This window comes from Vibrio sagamiensis NBRC 104589 (assembly GCF_007990935.1).
Taxonomy (GTDB): domain Bacteria; phylum Pseudomonadota; class Gammaproteobacteria; order Enterobacterales; family Vibrionaceae; genus Vibrio; species Vibrio sagamiensis.
This window is the reverse complement of sequence record NZ_BJXJ01000014.1, coordinates 45,818-59,920: the sequence shown is the minus strand read 5'-3', so window position 1 is coordinate 59,920 and position 14,103 is coordinate 45,818. Positions and strand designations below refer to the sequence as shown.

The window sequence follows — 14,103 nt, the reverse complement described above, 5'->3', positions numbered from 1 at the left end:
GGTATTTTTTTTATTATTATTACCGCTATTGCAATCTGCTTGGAGCCCTCTTTATGTCAGAAGATATCAGCGAAAACCTTTCCGAAACCTTGTTTGTTAAATACAAACAGGCGAAAGAGACTTCAGCACTGACTCAGTACATGCCAACGAGCCGGAAAATTTTAGATGAAAGAGGTGAGTATCAAAAAGGAGCTTGGTATCGCCATTTAAGGCGTCTTCAATGGGTATGGCAAGGTTTATGTCCAATTGAAATGGATAGTGTATTATCGAAAATTTCCTCTTCGCAGCACTCTCGTACTCAAGATAATTGGTTAGATACTGTTATGGGTTACCACAGTGGTAATTGGGCCTTTGAATGGACCAAGCTGGGTATGGAACATCAACGTAGAGCGTATGAAATGGAGGAGGAACAGGCGGCTGATGAGCTCTTTAATGCATCTCTATGTTTTAGTATTGCTGGTTATCCTCACCTTAAAGATGACAATCTTGCTCGTCAAGCGCAATTGCTTGCGAACAAAGCGTACACAGAAGGAGCAAAAAAGACTCGGTACACAATTAAACAAATTGAAGTACCCTTTGAAAAGCATAAGATTCTCGTTAATTTACATTTGCCTCGTACTGACAAACAACTACCTGTTGTGATGGTTAGTGGCGGATTGGATAGCTTACAAACGGATATGTGGCGTTTGTTTCGTAATCATCTTGCACCTAAAGATATTGCAATGTTAACGATAGATATGCCCTCTGTTGGACACAGTCGTCATTGGGCTCTGACTGAGGATTCTAGTTGCTTACACCAAGCAGTATTAAAAGAATTGTTCAGTTTGCCATGGGTTGATCATCACAAAGTTGGGCTGCTTGGCTTCCGTTTTGGTGGTAATGCGATGATTCGTCTTTCATTTCTTGAACAAGATAAGCTCAAAGCATGTGTGGCTCTTGGTGCCCCAATTCACGATATTTTTTCCTCTCCGAAAAAACTACAAAACATGCCTAAGATGTACCTGGACTTACTAGCCTCTCGCTTAAATAAGAGCCCTGTTGATATTCGTAGCTTAGCCGGGCAAATGATGGCTTGGTCTTTAAAAGTGCAAGGGTTTCTCTCTAGTCGTAAGACAAAAGTACCTATTTTAGCGCTGAGTTTAGAAGGAGATCCTGTTTCACCATTGAGTGATAACAAATTAGTGGCGCTCTTTAGCCAGTATGGTCAAGCGAAGAAAATTTGCTCTAAAACAATTACAAAAGGTTATGAGCAATCCCTAGATTTGGCTATAAAATGGTTGGAAGATGAATTATTAAGATGACAAACGGTTTAATCTAGTCAAGACTTACAGTGGGTATGTGGAAGTGCGCAAGTGTGCTTAGCACCATCTCACTGAACCAATATATTGATGTTATGTGAGTGAATTTAATCCTGCATAGTAAACTTATGTACTGTTATTTCACCTCGATAGCACTCATACACTGAGACTCATTACCATAAGCGATGAGCCATTCCCACACCCTTGAATTACTTTAGAACAAAAACAACCAATACTTTTGTAAAGAATTAGACTTGCTATAGAAATGGAGATTCTTATGCCTGCGACAAATCAAGGACCGACTCATTTTCGTCTCATATCTAAATTGAAAGCGGTGGGGCCTTACTTACGTGAGCCTCAGTCGCAAGAAGGTCATTATTACTTCGATTGTTTATCGGTTTGTGTTGATGATAAAAAATCACCCGAAAAACGAGAGTTCTGGGGGTGGTGGATGGATCTTGAAGCCTCTGAGAGTGGCTTTACTGCCAAATATCATATCGGCAAATACAATAAAGAGGGAATTTGGGTATCTGAACCACTACCCGAGAATGTCGTCAAGGAAGTGTATGTAACGCAAAGTACCTTCCATCAAAAACTGGTCGATACGCTTGAAAAGCACTTTAAACTCCAAGTCGATTATCATACAGAGTCGTTTGAATTTGCTTAGCGAGCATCATCAGATTTAATCCTAGATACAAAAAGGTACGTTTTTCGTACCTTTTATGCTTGTTAAATCTTCATTTGATTGATAAAACATCCATTCTATTATTTGTTTTTCATATCAGAAGACACCATGACAATGAATCAACAGAATTCAAGCATTGCGCAATCACAGACTGTGGTTGTGAAATTGGGTACAAGTGTGCTTACCGGTGGCACGTTGGCGTTAGATCGAGCACATATGGTCGAGTTAGCCCGCCAATGTGCAGAGCTAAAAAAACAAGGTCATCGAGTGGTAATGGTTTCCTCAGGTGCCATTGCTGCAGGCCGAGAACACCTTGGTTACCCCGCATTGCCCAATGCCATGGCGAGCAAGCAATTGTTGGCGGCTGTTGGGCAGAGTCGCTTGATTCAAACATGGGAGTCGCTGTTTGATATCTATGGCATCAAAATCGGTCAAATGCTGCTGACCCGAGCTGACCTTGACGATCGTGAGCGCTTTCTCAATGCTCGAGACACCATTAATGCACTGGTTGAAAACGATATCATTCCAATCGTCAATGAAAACGATGCGGTGGCGACAACAGAGATTAAAGTCGGTGACAATGATAATTTATCCGCATTAGTTGGAATCTTATGTGGGGCGAATAAGTTACTGCTGTTAACGGACCAAAAAGGCCTTTTTACCGCTGACCCACGTAAAGACCCTAACGCTGAATTGATCAAAGAAGTCAAAACCATTGATGACACGTTACGCAAAATCGCGGGTGGCAGTGGAACAACGTTAGGAACTGGCGGGATGGCGACTAAGCTGCAAGCCGCAGACATCGCTCGTCGTGCTGGTATTGAAGTTATCATCGCCGCAGGCAGTGCCCCGAACGTTATTTTCGATTCTTTGAGTACTGAACCACAAGGTACGCGATTCTTACCCTGTGAAGAAGCGTTAGAAAACCGTAAACGTTGGATTTTGGCAGGCCCTGCAGCAGCGGGCGATATTGTTATCGATGAGGGTGCGGTTAAAGCGGTGGTTGGCAAGGGCAGTAGTCTACTGGCAAAAGGAGTGTTGCAAGTGAGAGGCGATTTCTCTCGCGGAGAAGTGGCACGAGTAACCAATCTCGCTGGACAATTAGTCGCCCGTGGTATTAGCGCTTATTCCAGTATCGACCTTGCCAGCATTGCGGGTAAACACAGTAAAGATATTATTACTATTTTGGGCCATGACTACGGTTCAGAAGTGATTCATCGTGATGACCTTGTCGTCATTCAAGAATAATCATCGAGGGAAGTAAAGTGGATTTAACCAATATGGGAAAAGCGGCAAAAGAAGCGGCTTTTCAACTTGCGACTGCATCAACAGCTCAAAAGAATCAAGCACTGGCTGTTATTGCTGATGAATTGGAAGCTAATGTTGATGTTATTTTGGCAGCGAATGCAAAAGACATCGAACTTGCTCGTGAGGCAGGGCTGACGGAAGCTTTGATCGATCGCCTATTGCTTAACGAAGAGCGTTTGGCTGGTATTGCTAATGATGTGCGTAATGTGATTAGCCTCAATGATCCAGTTGGCAGCGAGATAGACAGCAAAGTCCTAGAAAATGGCATGTCTTTGTCTCGTCGTCGTGTTCCTCTCGGGGTGGTCGGTGTGATTTACGAAGCACGCCCTAATGTGACCATTGATATTGCCGCTTTGTGTCTAAAAACAGGCAATGCCAGCATTCTACGTGGCGGTAAAGAGACATTTTTCTCCAATATGGAGCTGGTTAAAGTGATTCAATCGGCGCTGGCAAAAGCAAATCTGCCAGCCGCATCGGTACAATATATAGAAAAACCAGAGCGTGAGTGGGTATCTCAACTATTAAAGTTGGATGATTACGTTGATATGATCATTCCACGTGGTGGAGCGGGTCTACATAAAATGTGCCAAGAAAATAGCACTATCCCCGTGATCATCGGGGGGTTTGGTATCAGTCATATTTTCATTGATGAATCGGCGGATCTTGAACGAGCACTGGATGTTGTCGAAAACGCTAAGGTGCAACGTCCATCGGCTTGTAACGCACTGGATACTCTTTTGGTTCATGAAGAAGTCGCGGCCCCTTTCTTATCGATGCTGGTGGATCGTTTGCAAGATAAAGTCACTTTTGTGGCAGAGCCTAACGCCAAAAAATGGATGGATACTTGTCAAATTCGTGATGCGGAAGAAGGGGATTTTGATACCGAATGGCTCAGCTATACGTTAGGGGTAAAAATTGTTTCTAATGTTAAAGCCGCTATTGAGCATATGCGAGTACATAATGCCAGCCACTCCGATGCCATCATGACCAACAGTTTGGTAAATGCTGAATTATTTATTAACTCTGTTGGTTCTGCTGCGGTGTATGTCAATGCTTCAACACGTTTTACTGATGGTGCTCAATTTGGTTTAGGTGCTGAAGTGGCGGTTTCCACACAAAAACTTCACGCCCGAGGTCCAATGGGACTTGAAGAATTGACCAGTTATAAATGGGTTGGGAAAGCGAATTATTTGATTCGTAAATAACTTTCTTTTGTATTATTTCAGATGCTTTAGCGTATTTTTGAGATAGAGGTGCCCCGATTGCGGTAAAATTCAGCACCCAAGGCAATGATTAATAAAATTAACGTTAAAGGGGCAGAGATGTCCCTTTTTGTTTTCTCTCACATTACAATTCCGCTACACTAGTCTTTGCTTTTGAAATGAACCCAATTGCATTTTATTTGGAGATGGTATGCATTGTCCTTTTTGTTCAGAGAACGATACAAAAGTTATTGATTCTCGATTAGTTGCGGACGGACATCAAGTGCGTCGTCGACGTCAATGTCTTGCATGTAGTGAACGCTTTACTACGTTTGAAACGGCTGAGCTTGTGATGCCGAAGGTCATTAAATCCAATGGTAATCGTGAACCGTTTAATGAAGATAAAATGGCTGGTGGTATCCAGCGCGCATTAGAAAAACGTCCAGTTAGTGCAGATGCCATAGAACTGGCAATCAGTATGATTAAATCAAAACTGCGTGCGACAGGCGAGCGTGAGGTTTCAAGTGAAATGATTGGTAATCTGGTCATGGAGCAGTTGAGAGACTTGGATAAAGTCGCTTATATCCGTTTTGCTTCTGTTTATAGAAGTTTTGAGGACATACGTGAATTCGGTGAAGAAATAGCACGCCTTGAAGATTGATTTAGTCAAAAATAAGTAGATTATGTTACAAAATACATCAGCTGTTGAGTTTACTCCTCTCGATATCAATATGATGGCCCGAGCCATGAAATTGGCACAACGTGGTATCTATACGACAACGCCTAACCCAAATGTTGGCTGTGTTATTGTTCGTGATGCTAAGATTGTAGGGGAGGGGTATCATCAACGTGCAGGTAAGTCTCATGCAGAGGTTTATGCCTTACGTATGGCTGGCGATCTTGCTGAAGGCGCAACGGTTTACGTTACTCTTGAACCTTGCTCGCATCATGGCCGAACCCCTCCTTGTGCTGAAAGCTTAATCAAAGCTAAAGTATCCAGAGTTGTATGTGCGATGCAAGACCCCAATCCTAAAGTCAAAGGAAGAGGGATTCAAATGCTCAAGGATGCTGGTATTGAGGTACAAGTAGGTTTGCTTGAAAGTGAAGCACTATCATTGAATCGTGGATTTATTAAATTCATGAAAACAGGTATGCCATTTGTGCAGTTGAAGATGGCTGCAAGTTTGGATGGTCAGAGTGCTTTGCAAAACGGTCAAAGTCAGTGGATCACTTCTCCTAAAGCGCGACAAGATGTACAGCGCTATCGAGCGATAAGTAGTGCCATCCTGTCGACCAGTAAAACTGTGATTGAGGATAATGCTTCGCTTAATATTCGTTGGCAAGAGCTCCCACCTAGTGTGCAAACTTGTTACCAGCAAAGTGATGTTAGGCAGCCGCATCGAGTGATTTTAGACCGACAGAACCAACTGCGTCAGAACCTAAAACTCTTTCAGGCTGATGGAGAGTGTATTATTGTTAGCCAAGAGGGAGATCTTATTCCTCAACTTGATGATAATGGACGTCTTGATTTAAAAAAAATATTGTTCACTTTGGCAAACCAGCATTCACTACACCATTTGTGGGTGGAAGCCGGCCCAACCCTCGCAAGTTCAATGATTCAAGCCAATCTTGTTGATGAATTAGTTATCTACCTTGCGCCAAAAATCATGGGCTGTGATGGCAGAGGCTTGTTTGGAGCATTGGGTTTGACTCACATGTCACAAGTGATTGACTTAGATATTACGGATGTCAGGCAAGTCGGCAAAGATATCCGTATTACTGCTAACCTAAAAGACAACGAGAACGAAAAAGAAGCATTATGTTCACAGGAATTATAGAAGCTGTTGGCACGTTAGCGGCCGTTACCCCAAAGGGTGAGGATGTCACGGTTAAGATAGAAACAGGCAAACTGGATATGTCCGATGTCAAACTTGGTGACAGTATAGCGGCTAATGGTGTTTGCTTAACTGTTGTGGAGTTTGGTGAGCATTATTATCGTGCAGATTTGTCATTGGAAACGTTAAATAAGACGGGTTTTTCTGCCTATCAGGTTGGAGATAAAGTAAACCTTGAAAAAGCGATGTTGCCTACAACGCGCTTTGGTGGTCATATTGTTTCGGGCCACATTGATGGCGTAGGAACGATCGTTGAACGCAATCATGTCGGTCGAGCGATTGAACTGTGGTTAGATATGCCAGAAAGTTTGAGTAAATACGTGGCAGAAAAAGGCTCAATAACAGTTGATGGCATTAGTTTAACCGTCAATGAATTACGTAAAAACGCATTTAAATTAACAATTGTGCCGCACACCAGTGAAGAAACAACGATCGAACAATTTCAGGTTGGTCGTCGAGTTAATCTAGAAGTAGATGTGCTCGCGCGTTACATGGAGCGTTTGCTACTAGGACAACAAGAAGCGTCATCACAGTCCAAGATCACAATGGGTTTCTTACAAGAAAATGGTTTTGCCTAAGCCGATTTTTCTGTTGTTTACCATTTGCTGAGCCCCATGGTTGATCACAAATGGCTTAAAGATGATGTCAGTATTTAAATAGTTGAATAACGGAAGTAGATACTATGCCAATTAGCACGCCAAAAGAGATTATTGATGATATTCGCGCAGGAAAAATGGTTATCCTTATGGACGATGAAGATCGTGAAAATGAAGGTGACCTGATCATTGCTGCTGAGCACATTACCCCTGAATCAATTAACTTTATGGCAAAATATGGCCGAGGTTTGATTTGTTTGACGATGACTCAAGCTCGTTGCGAACGATTAGGCCTGCCCCCAATGGTACAGGACAACAATGCGCAATATACGACTAACTTTACTGTTTCGATTGAGGCTGCTGAAGGTGTAACCACGGGAATTTCTGCCGCAGACAGGGCACATACTATTCAAGTCGCTGTAGCTAAAGAAGCGATGTCCTCGGACTTAGTGCAACCAGGACATATTTTCCCATTAGCCGCCCAGGAAGGAGGCGTACTGACTCGTGCAGGACATACTGAAGCTGGATGTGATCTGGCCCGTTTGGCTGGTTTAGAACCCGCCTCTGTTATTGTCGAAATTCTTAATGACGACGGCACGATGGCGCGCCGTCCAGACCTCGAAGTTTTTGCCGAGCAACATGGCTTAAAACTGGGTACCATCGCAGACTTAATCGAATATCGTAACCATACTGAAACGACCATTGAACGTGTTGCACAATGTAAAATGCCAACAGAATATGGTGAGTTTACCCTTGTAACATATAAAGACACGATCGATAACCAAGTTCATTATGCTATGTGCCGAGGTGAACTGAATGAAAATGCTCCCTTAGTTCGTGTCCATCTGCAAGACGTTTTTAGTGATGTACTACGCAGTGAGCGAGACCCTGACTGCAGTTGGACATTGAATAAAGCCATGCAACGGATCAGCCAAGAAGGTGGTGTTCTTGTAGTATTGAGTTATGAAGAGTCAACGGAACACTTACTTCATCGAGTAAAAATGTTTGAAGCACAAGATAACAATAAAGCCCCAAAGCCTGCGCGAAGATACGGTACCAGCCGTCGAGTTGGCGTTGGCTGCCAGATTTTGGCAGATTTAGGTATTCGAAATATGCGCTTATTGTCATCGACAAACCATAAGTACCATGCTCTTGGAGGATTTGGTCTCCATGTAATCGAGTACGTATGTGAATAGCTTTAACTCTTTTTAGAGACTAAAAAGTCATTATTCATCAAGATGAGTCAATAGATAGCCAATTTCCATTAGATATTGCTCACTACATTGTGCTAGAATCCGTCGGTTCTCACTTGATGAACAATTTTCACTTAAAAATATAGTCAAAGGAAAGCTTATGAAAGTGATCGAGGGTAGCTTACCAGCGCCAAATGCAAAAATTGCTATCGTGATTTCTCGCTTCAACAGTTTTATTAACGAAAGTCTTCTTTCTGGTGCGATCGATACACTAAAGCGTCACGGACAAGTTAGCGAAGAAAACATCACCGTTGTTCGTTGTCCAGGTGCGGTTGAACTGCCTCTAGTGGCTCAACGTGTTGCAAAAACAAGGAAATACGACGCTATCGTATCTCTCGGTTCTGTGATTCGTGGCGGCACACCTCATTTTGACTATGTTTGTAGTGAATGTAACAAAGGTCTAGCACAAGTTTCTCTGGAGTATAGTCTTCCAGTTGCATTTGGTGTACTGACTGTTGATACGATTGATCAAGCGATTGAACGCGCAGGAACCAAGGCTGGTAATAAAGGTGCAGAGGCTGCACTAAGCGCACTTGAAATGATTAATGTACTATCTGAAATTGATTCCTAATGGGGGCCAGCGTGAAACCAGCCGCACGTCGTAATGCACGTCAATTCGCTCTACAAGCGATTTATTCATGGCAAATAACGAAAGAGAATGTTGCCGCGATCGAAGAACAGTTTTTATCTGGCGATAAATACGATGAAGAAGAACTTCATGCATCAGAGCCAGCACTTTCTGCTCCTGAAACTGACGTCGCTTACTTCCGTGAACTACTAAGCGGTGTTGTACTTAGCCACATGGAGTTAGACAGCAAGATTCGTCCATATGTGTCTCGCCCAATGCAAGACCTAGATATGATGGAACTGGCTTTGCTTCGTCTCGCTATGTATGAAATGACTCGTCGTGAAGATGTTCCTTTTAAAGTTGTGATCAACGAAGCGATTGAGCTTGCCAAAGTATTTGCGGCAGAAGACAGTCACAAATTTGTTAACGGTGTTCTGGACAAAGCGGCGCCTCACGTTCGTAAGAGATAACGATTTCTTCCTCAAAAAGGTCAGCAATTGCTGACCTTTTTTGTACAAATACATGAATAAAATATGTCAGGTGAATTCAACTTAATCGAAAAATATTTCGTTGCTCAACAAGCTCAGCGTAAAGATGTGCTGTTGGCGGCTGGTGATGATTGCGCCTTAGTCAAAGCGCCAGCGAACGTTCACATTGCAGTCAGTACCGATACTCTGGTGGCTGGCACTCATTTCCTTACTCATGCAGATCCTGCTTGGGTCGCACATAAAGCACTAGCGTCGAACATCAGTGATTTGGCCGCGATGGGAGCGACGCCTGCTTGGGTGAGCCTTGCTCTGACTATGCCAGAACCAGACGAAGCTTGGTTGGCACCTTTCTGCAAGTCATTTTTCAGTTTAGCGGATTACTTTGGAATTCAGTTGATTGGTGGCGACACGACGAAAGGTCCTTTAAGTCTCACATTGACGGTACAAGGTTTTGTGCCAGAGAAAGGCGCATTAACCCGCTCTGGGGCACAAGTCGGTGATTGGGTTTATGTTACAGGTAACCTTGGCGATGCAAAGGCTGGCTTAGATGTTATTTTAAATCAGGCTTACCGTACTCGTCCCGCAGCCATTGAGTTGGAACAAAGGCATTATCTGAGCACTCCTCGTATTTTAGCCGGTCAAGCCTTGCTCGGGCTCGCCTCTTCAGCCATTGATATTTCTGATGGTTTAATTTCAGATATTAAACATATCATGAAGCAGTCCGATGTTGGCGTCAGCTTGGACGTTTCTCAGTTACCCATCTCAGCAGAGTTAGCCCAGTTTCTCGATAACAAAGTCAGCGCCCAGCATTATGCTCTAACCAGTGGCGAAGAGTATGAATTGTGCTTTACTGTTCCAGAGCATAATCGTGGGTCTTTACAAAGTGCTTTGGCACATATTGGTTGTAAAGTGACCTGCATTGGGCAAATTCGTCCTAGGGGCATCTTTGAATTGCATGACAATCAGCAACAACTGGATTGGGAGTTAAGCGGTTTTGACCATTTCACATGATGGTTTGAGCGCACTTGATGTAGTGCTATGGCTATAAATCAAGCTCCCTCAGTCACTTGGACACATAACAAACACGAATAATACAACGTCAGTATAGGTTGGCAAAATGACGAATCCTCTTTCTTTGATCCGTTTAAAAAATCCATGGCACTTACTCGCTACTGGTTTTGGTAGCGGTTTATCCCCAATCGTCCCTGGTACGATGGGGACACTTGCTTCTGTTCCTTTCTTTTTATTGCTCGCGCAGCTCCCTCTGTCTGCTTATCTCATTGTGGTCGTCATCTCATGTATTGTCGGGATTAAAATTTGTCAGGTTACTTCCGATGATATGGGGGTTCATGATCATGGCTCAATTGTTTGGGATGAGTTTGCTGGCTTTTGGCTCACGATGAGTGTGATGCCTGCCCTGAATATTCCAATCACGGAATGGCAGTGGATTGTAGCAGGTTTTGTCTGGTTTCGTTTTTTCGATATGGTCAAACCCTGGCCGATCAGTTGGCTAGATAAGCGGGTCGACGGTGGCTTAGGGATCATGATCGATGACATCGTGGCCGGGATTATGGCAGCAGTTGCGCTGCTGTTAACCGCAAATTACGCCGGTTGGATAGTCTTGGGATAAAAGAGGTCTCCAAGCTTTTTGAAGGTACTTGGGTATCTTATGATATAACTTAGGATTATTAAGATTAAAAGGGGGCAAAGCTTGCCCCCCTTTTTGATCGTTGTAGTCGTTACTCAGATAATTAGCTACTTGGGCATGCTGCTTATTTCGCAAGATAAGCGTTGATTGATGCCTCGATCCCTTTGGCATCTAGACCTAAATCTTGATGTAATTCTGCCTGTGTACCTTGAGGAATAAAGCGGTCAGGTAAACCAAGGTGCAGAACGGGTTTTATGATCTTCTCTTGCATCATAAACTCACTGACTCCAGCACCAGCACCACCAGCAATGGCGTTTTCTTCTAGTGTCACGATGACATCATGCTTGGCGGCTAATTTGCGAATCAGAGTCTCGTCGATTGGTTTCACAAAGCGCATGTCAGCGACCGTGGCATTGAGCTGTTCAGCGGCTTCTAATGCGTTACCTAAGAAGGTACCAAAGTTTAGAATAGCCACTTTTTTACCTTCACGAACAATACGTCCTTTGCCTATTTCAAGAGCGGTGAACTGTTCATCGATAGAGCAGCTTATATTGCTACTACCACGTGGATAACGAACGGCACTCGGTCCAGTGTGCATGTGACCCGTGTAGAGCATTTGGCGACATTCGTTCTCATCACTTGGAGTCATGATCACCATATTAGGGATGCAACGCATAAAGCTTAAGTCAAAAGCCCCTTGGTGAGTCTGACCGTCAGCACCGACCAAACCAGCACGGTCAATGGCAAACATAACGGGAAGATCCATAATCGCAACATCATGGATGAGCTGATCGTAACCACGCTGTAAGAAAGTGGAGTAGATCGCCACAATAGGACGGTCTCCTGCAATTGCCATTCCTGTTGCGAGTGTGACCGCATGTTGCTCGGCTATTGCGACATCAAAGTATTGGTCTGGGTACTCTTTAGAGAAGCGTACCATGCCTGAGCCTTCACGCATCGCGGGGGTGATTGCCATCAACTGCGGATCTTTAGCGGCCATATCACATAAGAAGTCACCAAACACTTGCGAAAATGTCGGCTTATTGGTTTTGCTGGTTGGTAAGCTATGATGACTTGGATCGAACTTTGGTACCCCATGGTAGCCAATTGGATCTTTTTCGGCAGGTTCATAGCCTTTGCCTTTTTTCGTCATGATATGCAGAAATTGAGGTCCTTTTAATTCACGCATATTTTTTAACGTTTTAACTAGCTCATTGATGTTATGACCATCAATTGGACCAATATAATTAAAGCCCAACTCTTCAAACAGCGTGCCTGGTACAACCATGCCTTTTAAGTGCTCTTCTGTTCGGCGAACCAGCTCTTTAACAGGAGGAACACCTGACAGTACTTTTTTACCTCCTTCACGGATCGAGGTATACAAACTGCCAGACAGCACTTTAGCGAGGTGGTTATTCAAAGCGCCCACGTTTTCAGAAATCGACATTTCGTTGTCATTGAGAATGACCAGCATATCAGTATGAACATCACCTGCGTGATTCATGGCCTCAAAAGCCATACCTGCAGTGATAGCACCATCACCAATAACACTGACCACTTTTCGGCCTTGACCTTCTTTTTGGGCACTGATTGCTAAGCCTAAGCCTGCACTGATCGATGTCGATGAGTGGCCAACAGAGAGGGTGTCGTACTGACTTTCCTCACGCCAAGGGAAGGGATGAAGCCCACCTTTTTGACGTATAGTGGAAAGCTGTTCACGACGACCTGTAAGAATTTTATGCGGGTATGCTTGGTGGCCAACATCCCAAATGAGTTTATCAACGGGTGTGTTATAAACATAATGCAAGGCAACAGTAAGCTCAACAGTACCTAAACCTGATGCTAAGTGTCCGCTCGATTGGCTAACGGAATTGAGCAGGTAAGTGCGAAGCTCCTGACACAGTGTTGGCAGGGTTTCTTTCGGAAGTAGACGCAGCTCTTCCGGAGTATTCGCTAATGCCAGTGTTGGGTACTTTGAAATATCAAGAGTCATATATATGCGCGCTTTTTGTGTTAGTTTTTGCGTTCGATGACATATCGGGCGAAATCTTCGAGTGACTGAGTATTGTAAGGTATTGCTTGCAATGCTTGAAGTGCTTCTTGAAGCAGAGTGTGGGCTTTTGCCACAGCTCCATCTAAACCAAGCAAAGATGGATAAGTACTTTTGTTCAACTCTTGGTCTGAACCTTGAGGTTTTCCTAAAGTTTCAGTGTCACTTATAATATCAAGAATATCGTCTTGTACCTGAAATGCCAGTCCAATTGCACAAGAGTATCGTTCAAGGTGTGGTAGAACCTCCAACCCTTTTTTTCCAGCAGCTAGAGCTCCAAGCGTTAATGCACAGGTGATAAGAGCCCCGGTTTTATTACGGTGAATTTCTTCTAGAGTCTCAAGAGATACGGTACAATTCTCGGCTCCAAGGTCAAGAGCTTGACCTAAACACATACCATGAGCACCAGAGGCTTTAGCCAAAGCTTGTACCATTTTGATTCGTTGGTTTTCTGCTTCTTGGTTTAGTGATCCTTCTGCAAGGATAGTGAAAGCTAATGTTTGAAGGGCATCACCAGTTAAAATTGCTGTAGCTTCATCAAATTTTATATGACAGGTGGCTTGGCCACGACGCAAATCATCGTTATCCATTGCTGGGAGATCATCATGAATCAGCGAGTAGGCATGGATACACTCGATGGCTGACGCAGGGGTATCGAGATCTTCTGGCTGACAGCCAAGCATTTCACCTGTCATATAAACAAGGAATGGCCTAACCCTTTTGCCACCGAGAAGCAGTCCATATTTCATGGCTTGAATAAGAGGCTGCTCGTGATGAGGCAATTGCTCCAGCCACCGATTTAATTGCTGGTTATTTCGTTGTTGATAAAACGCCAGTGTTTGTTGCATTTCGTTGCTCATTACCGATGATTATTCTGACTCAGAGGTGAAGTCACTCAGGGGTGCTTCATCGTCTTGACTAAGAAGAATGCGTACGCGTTGCTCTGCATCACTCAGTTTGACTTGTCCCGCGCGGGCGAGTGATATGCCGCGTTCAAATTTACGGAGAGCATCATCTAGTGCAAGATCACCGCTCTCAAGTTGATCAACCAAGCCATCTAGCTCTTCAATGGTTGCTTCGAAGGTCATGTTTTCAGGTTTTTTGGTCGCCAT

The 14,103-nt window shown here is 43.8% G+C and carries 15 protein-coding genes; 12 read left to right on the top strand and 3 right to left on the bottom strand.

The genetic code is table 11. The features are described from left to right. Positions 1-53: 53 nt before the first annotated feature. From frsA to pgpA, 12 genes are all read left to right on the top strand, one after another. Positions 54-1,301 (top strand): esterase FrsA, encoded by a 1,248-nt coding sequence (gene frsA / locus VSA01S_RS08715; RefSeq protein WP_039979744.1) that lies wholly within the window; start codon positions 54-56, stop codon positions 1,299-1,301. A gap of 274 nt (positions 1,302-1,575) precedes the next feature. Then, entirely contained in the window at positions 1,576-1,965 is a 390-nt protein-coding gene (crl, locus tag VSA01S_RS08710; protein WP_039979745.1) for a sigma factor-binding protein Crl, read from the top strand. 126 nt (positions 1,966-2,091) lie between these two features. After that, on the top strand, positions 2,092-3,231 hold the full coding sequence (gene proB / locus VSA01S_RS08705; RefSeq protein ID WP_102857610.1) for a glutamate 5-kinase: 1,140 nt from the start codon (positions 2,092-2,094) through the stop codon (positions 3,229-3,231). A gap of 17 nt (positions 3,232-3,248) precedes the next feature. Continuing rightward, the gene (locus VSA01S_RS08700; RefSeq protein WP_039979746.1) at positions 3,249-4,496 is read left to right on the top strand and encodes a glutamate-5-semialdehyde dehydrogenase; all 1,248 of its coding nucleotides are present in this window, start codon (positions 3,249-3,251) and stop codon (positions 4,494-4,496) included. Between the two features lie 208 nt (positions 4,497-4,704). After that, a complete protein-coding gene (gene nrdR / locus VSA01S_RS08695) occupies positions 4,705-5,154 on the top strand; it encodes a transcriptional regulator NrdR (RefSeq protein WP_039979747.1) in 450 nt (149 codons plus the stop codon). 22 nt (positions 5,155-5,176) lie between these two features. Next, entirely contained in the window at positions 5,177-6,331 is a 1,155-nt protein-coding gene (ribD, locus tag VSA01S_RS08690) for a bifunctional diaminohydroxyphosphoribosylaminopyrimidine deaminase/5-amino-6-(5-phosphoribosylamino)uracil reductase RibD (RefSeq protein ID WP_039979748.1), read from the top strand. Continuing rightward, on the top strand, positions 6,313-6,966 hold the full coding sequence (locus VSA01S_RS08685) for a riboflavin synthase (RefSeq protein ID WP_039979749.1): 654 nt from the start codon (positions 6,313-6,315) through the stop codon (positions 6,964-6,966). The genes ribD and VSA01S_RS08685 overlap by 19 nt, the downstream gene beginning before the upstream one ends. A gap of 104 nt (positions 6,967-7,070) precedes the next feature. Then, entirely contained in the window at positions 7,071-8,180 is a 1,110-nt protein-coding gene (ribBA, locus tag VSA01S_RS08680; protein WP_039979750.1) for a bifunctional 3,4-dihydroxy-2-butanone-4-phosphate synthase/GTP cyclohydrolase II, read from the top strand. A 157-nt stretch (positions 8,181-8,337) separates the two neighbouring features. Next, positions 8,338-8,808 carry a 6,7-dimethyl-8-ribityllumazine synthase gene (gene ribH / locus VSA01S_RS08675; protein ID WP_039979751.1) on the top strand — a complete coding sequence of 157 codons (471 nt, stop codon included), beginning with the start codon at positions 8,338-8,340 and terminating at the stop codon, positions 8,806-8,808. Next, positions 8,808-9,275 carry a transcription antitermination factor NusB gene (nusB, locus tag VSA01S_RS08670; protein ID WP_021709198.1) on the top strand — a complete coding sequence of 156 codons (468 nt, stop codon included), beginning with the start codon at positions 8,808-8,810 and terminating at the stop codon, positions 9,273-9,275. Before ribH ends, nusB begins: the two co-directional genes overlap by 1 nt. A 63-nt stretch (positions 9,276-9,338) precedes the next feature. Then, positions 9,339-10,304: a thiamine-phosphate kinase gene (gene thiL / locus VSA01S_RS08665; protein ID WP_039979752.1), complete on the top strand. Its 966-nt coding sequence runs from the start codon at positions 9,339-9,341 to the stop codon at positions 10,302-10,304. Positions 10,305-10,410: 106 nt separating this feature from the next. Beyond that, positions 10,411-10,923, top strand: coding sequence for a phosphatidylglycerophosphatase A (pgpA, locus tag VSA01S_RS08660; protein ID WP_039979753.1), 513 nt, complete (start codon positions 10,411-10,413; stop codon positions 10,921-10,923). 142 nt (positions 10,924-11,065) lie between these two features. On the opposite strand, the gene dxs is transcribed toward pgpA, so the two are convergent. Genes dxs through xseB form a run of 3 tightly spaced genes read right to left on the bottom strand, consistent with a single transcriptional unit; the run spans position 11,066 to position 14,103 of the window. After that, positions 11,066-12,934 carry a 1-deoxy-D-xylulose-5-phosphate synthase gene (dxs, locus tag VSA01S_RS08655; RefSeq protein ID WP_039979754.1) on the bottom strand — a complete coding sequence of 623 codons (1,869 nt, stop codon included), beginning with the start codon at positions 12,932-12,934 and terminating at the stop codon, positions 11,066-11,068. A 20-nt stretch (positions 12,935-12,954) separates the two neighbouring features. Continuing rightward, on the bottom strand, positions 12,955-13,839 hold the full coding sequence (gene ispA, locus VSA01S_RS08650; protein WP_039979755.1) for a (2E,6E)-farnesyl diphosphate synthase: 885 nt from the start codon (positions 13,837-13,839) through the stop codon (positions 12,955-12,957). Between the two features lie 21 nt (positions 13,840-13,860). Beyond that, positions 13,861-14,103: an exodeoxyribonuclease VII small subunit gene (gene xseB, locus VSA01S_RS08645; RefSeq protein ID WP_039979757.1), complete on the bottom strand. Its 243-nt coding sequence runs from the start codon at positions 14,101-14,103 to the stop codon at positions 13,861-13,863.

Coding starts and splice junctions, on each gene's coding strand:
- crl (WP_039979745.1), top strand. CDS start 1,576: ATGCCTGCGACAAATCAAGGACCGACTCATTTTCGTCTCATATCTAAA.
- xseB (WP_039979757.1), bottom strand. CDS start 14,103: ATGGCGACCAAAAAACCTGAAAACATGACCTTCGAAGCAACCATTGAA.
- nrdR (WP_039979747.1), top strand. CDS start 4,705: ATGCATTGTCCTTTTTGTTCAGAGAACGATACAAAAGTTATTGATTCT.
- nusB (WP_021709198.1), top strand. CDS start 8,808: ATGGGGGCCAGCGTGAAACCAGCCGCACGTCGTAATGCACGTCAATTC.
- dxs (WP_039979754.1), bottom strand. CDS start 12,934: ATGACTCTTGATATTTCAAAGTACCCAACACTGGCATTAGCGAATACT.
- pgpA (WP_039979753.1), top strand. CDS start 10,411: ATGACGAATCCTCTTTCTTTGATCCGTTTAAAAAATCCATGGCACTTA.
- frsA (WP_039979744.1), top strand. CDS start 54: ATGTCAGAAGATATCAGCGAAAACCTTTCCGAAACCTTGTTTGTTAAA.
- thiL (WP_039979752.1), top strand. CDS start 9,339: ATGTCAGGTGAATTCAACTTAATCGAAAAATATTTCGTTGCTCAACAA.
- VSA01S_RS08685 (WP_039979749.1), top strand. CDS start 6,313: ATGTTCACAGGAATTATAGAAGCTGTTGGCACGTTAGCGGCCGTTACC.
- ribBA (WP_039979750.1), top strand. CDS start 7,071: ATGCCAATTAGCACGCCAAAAGAGATTATTGATGATATTCGCGCAGGA.
- ribD (WP_039979748.1), top strand. CDS start 5,177: ATGTTACAAAATACATCAGCTGTTGAGTTTACTCCTCTCGATATCAAT.
- proB (WP_102857610.1), top strand. CDS start 2,092: ATGACAATGAATCAACAGAATTCAAGCATTGCGCAATCACAGACTGTG.
- ribH (WP_039979751.1), top strand. CDS start 8,338: ATGAAAGTGATCGAGGGTAGCTTACCAGCGCCAAATGCAAAAATTGCT.
- ispA (WP_039979755.1), bottom strand. CDS start 13,839: ATGCAACAAACACTGGCGTTTTATCAACAACGAAATAACCAGCAATTA.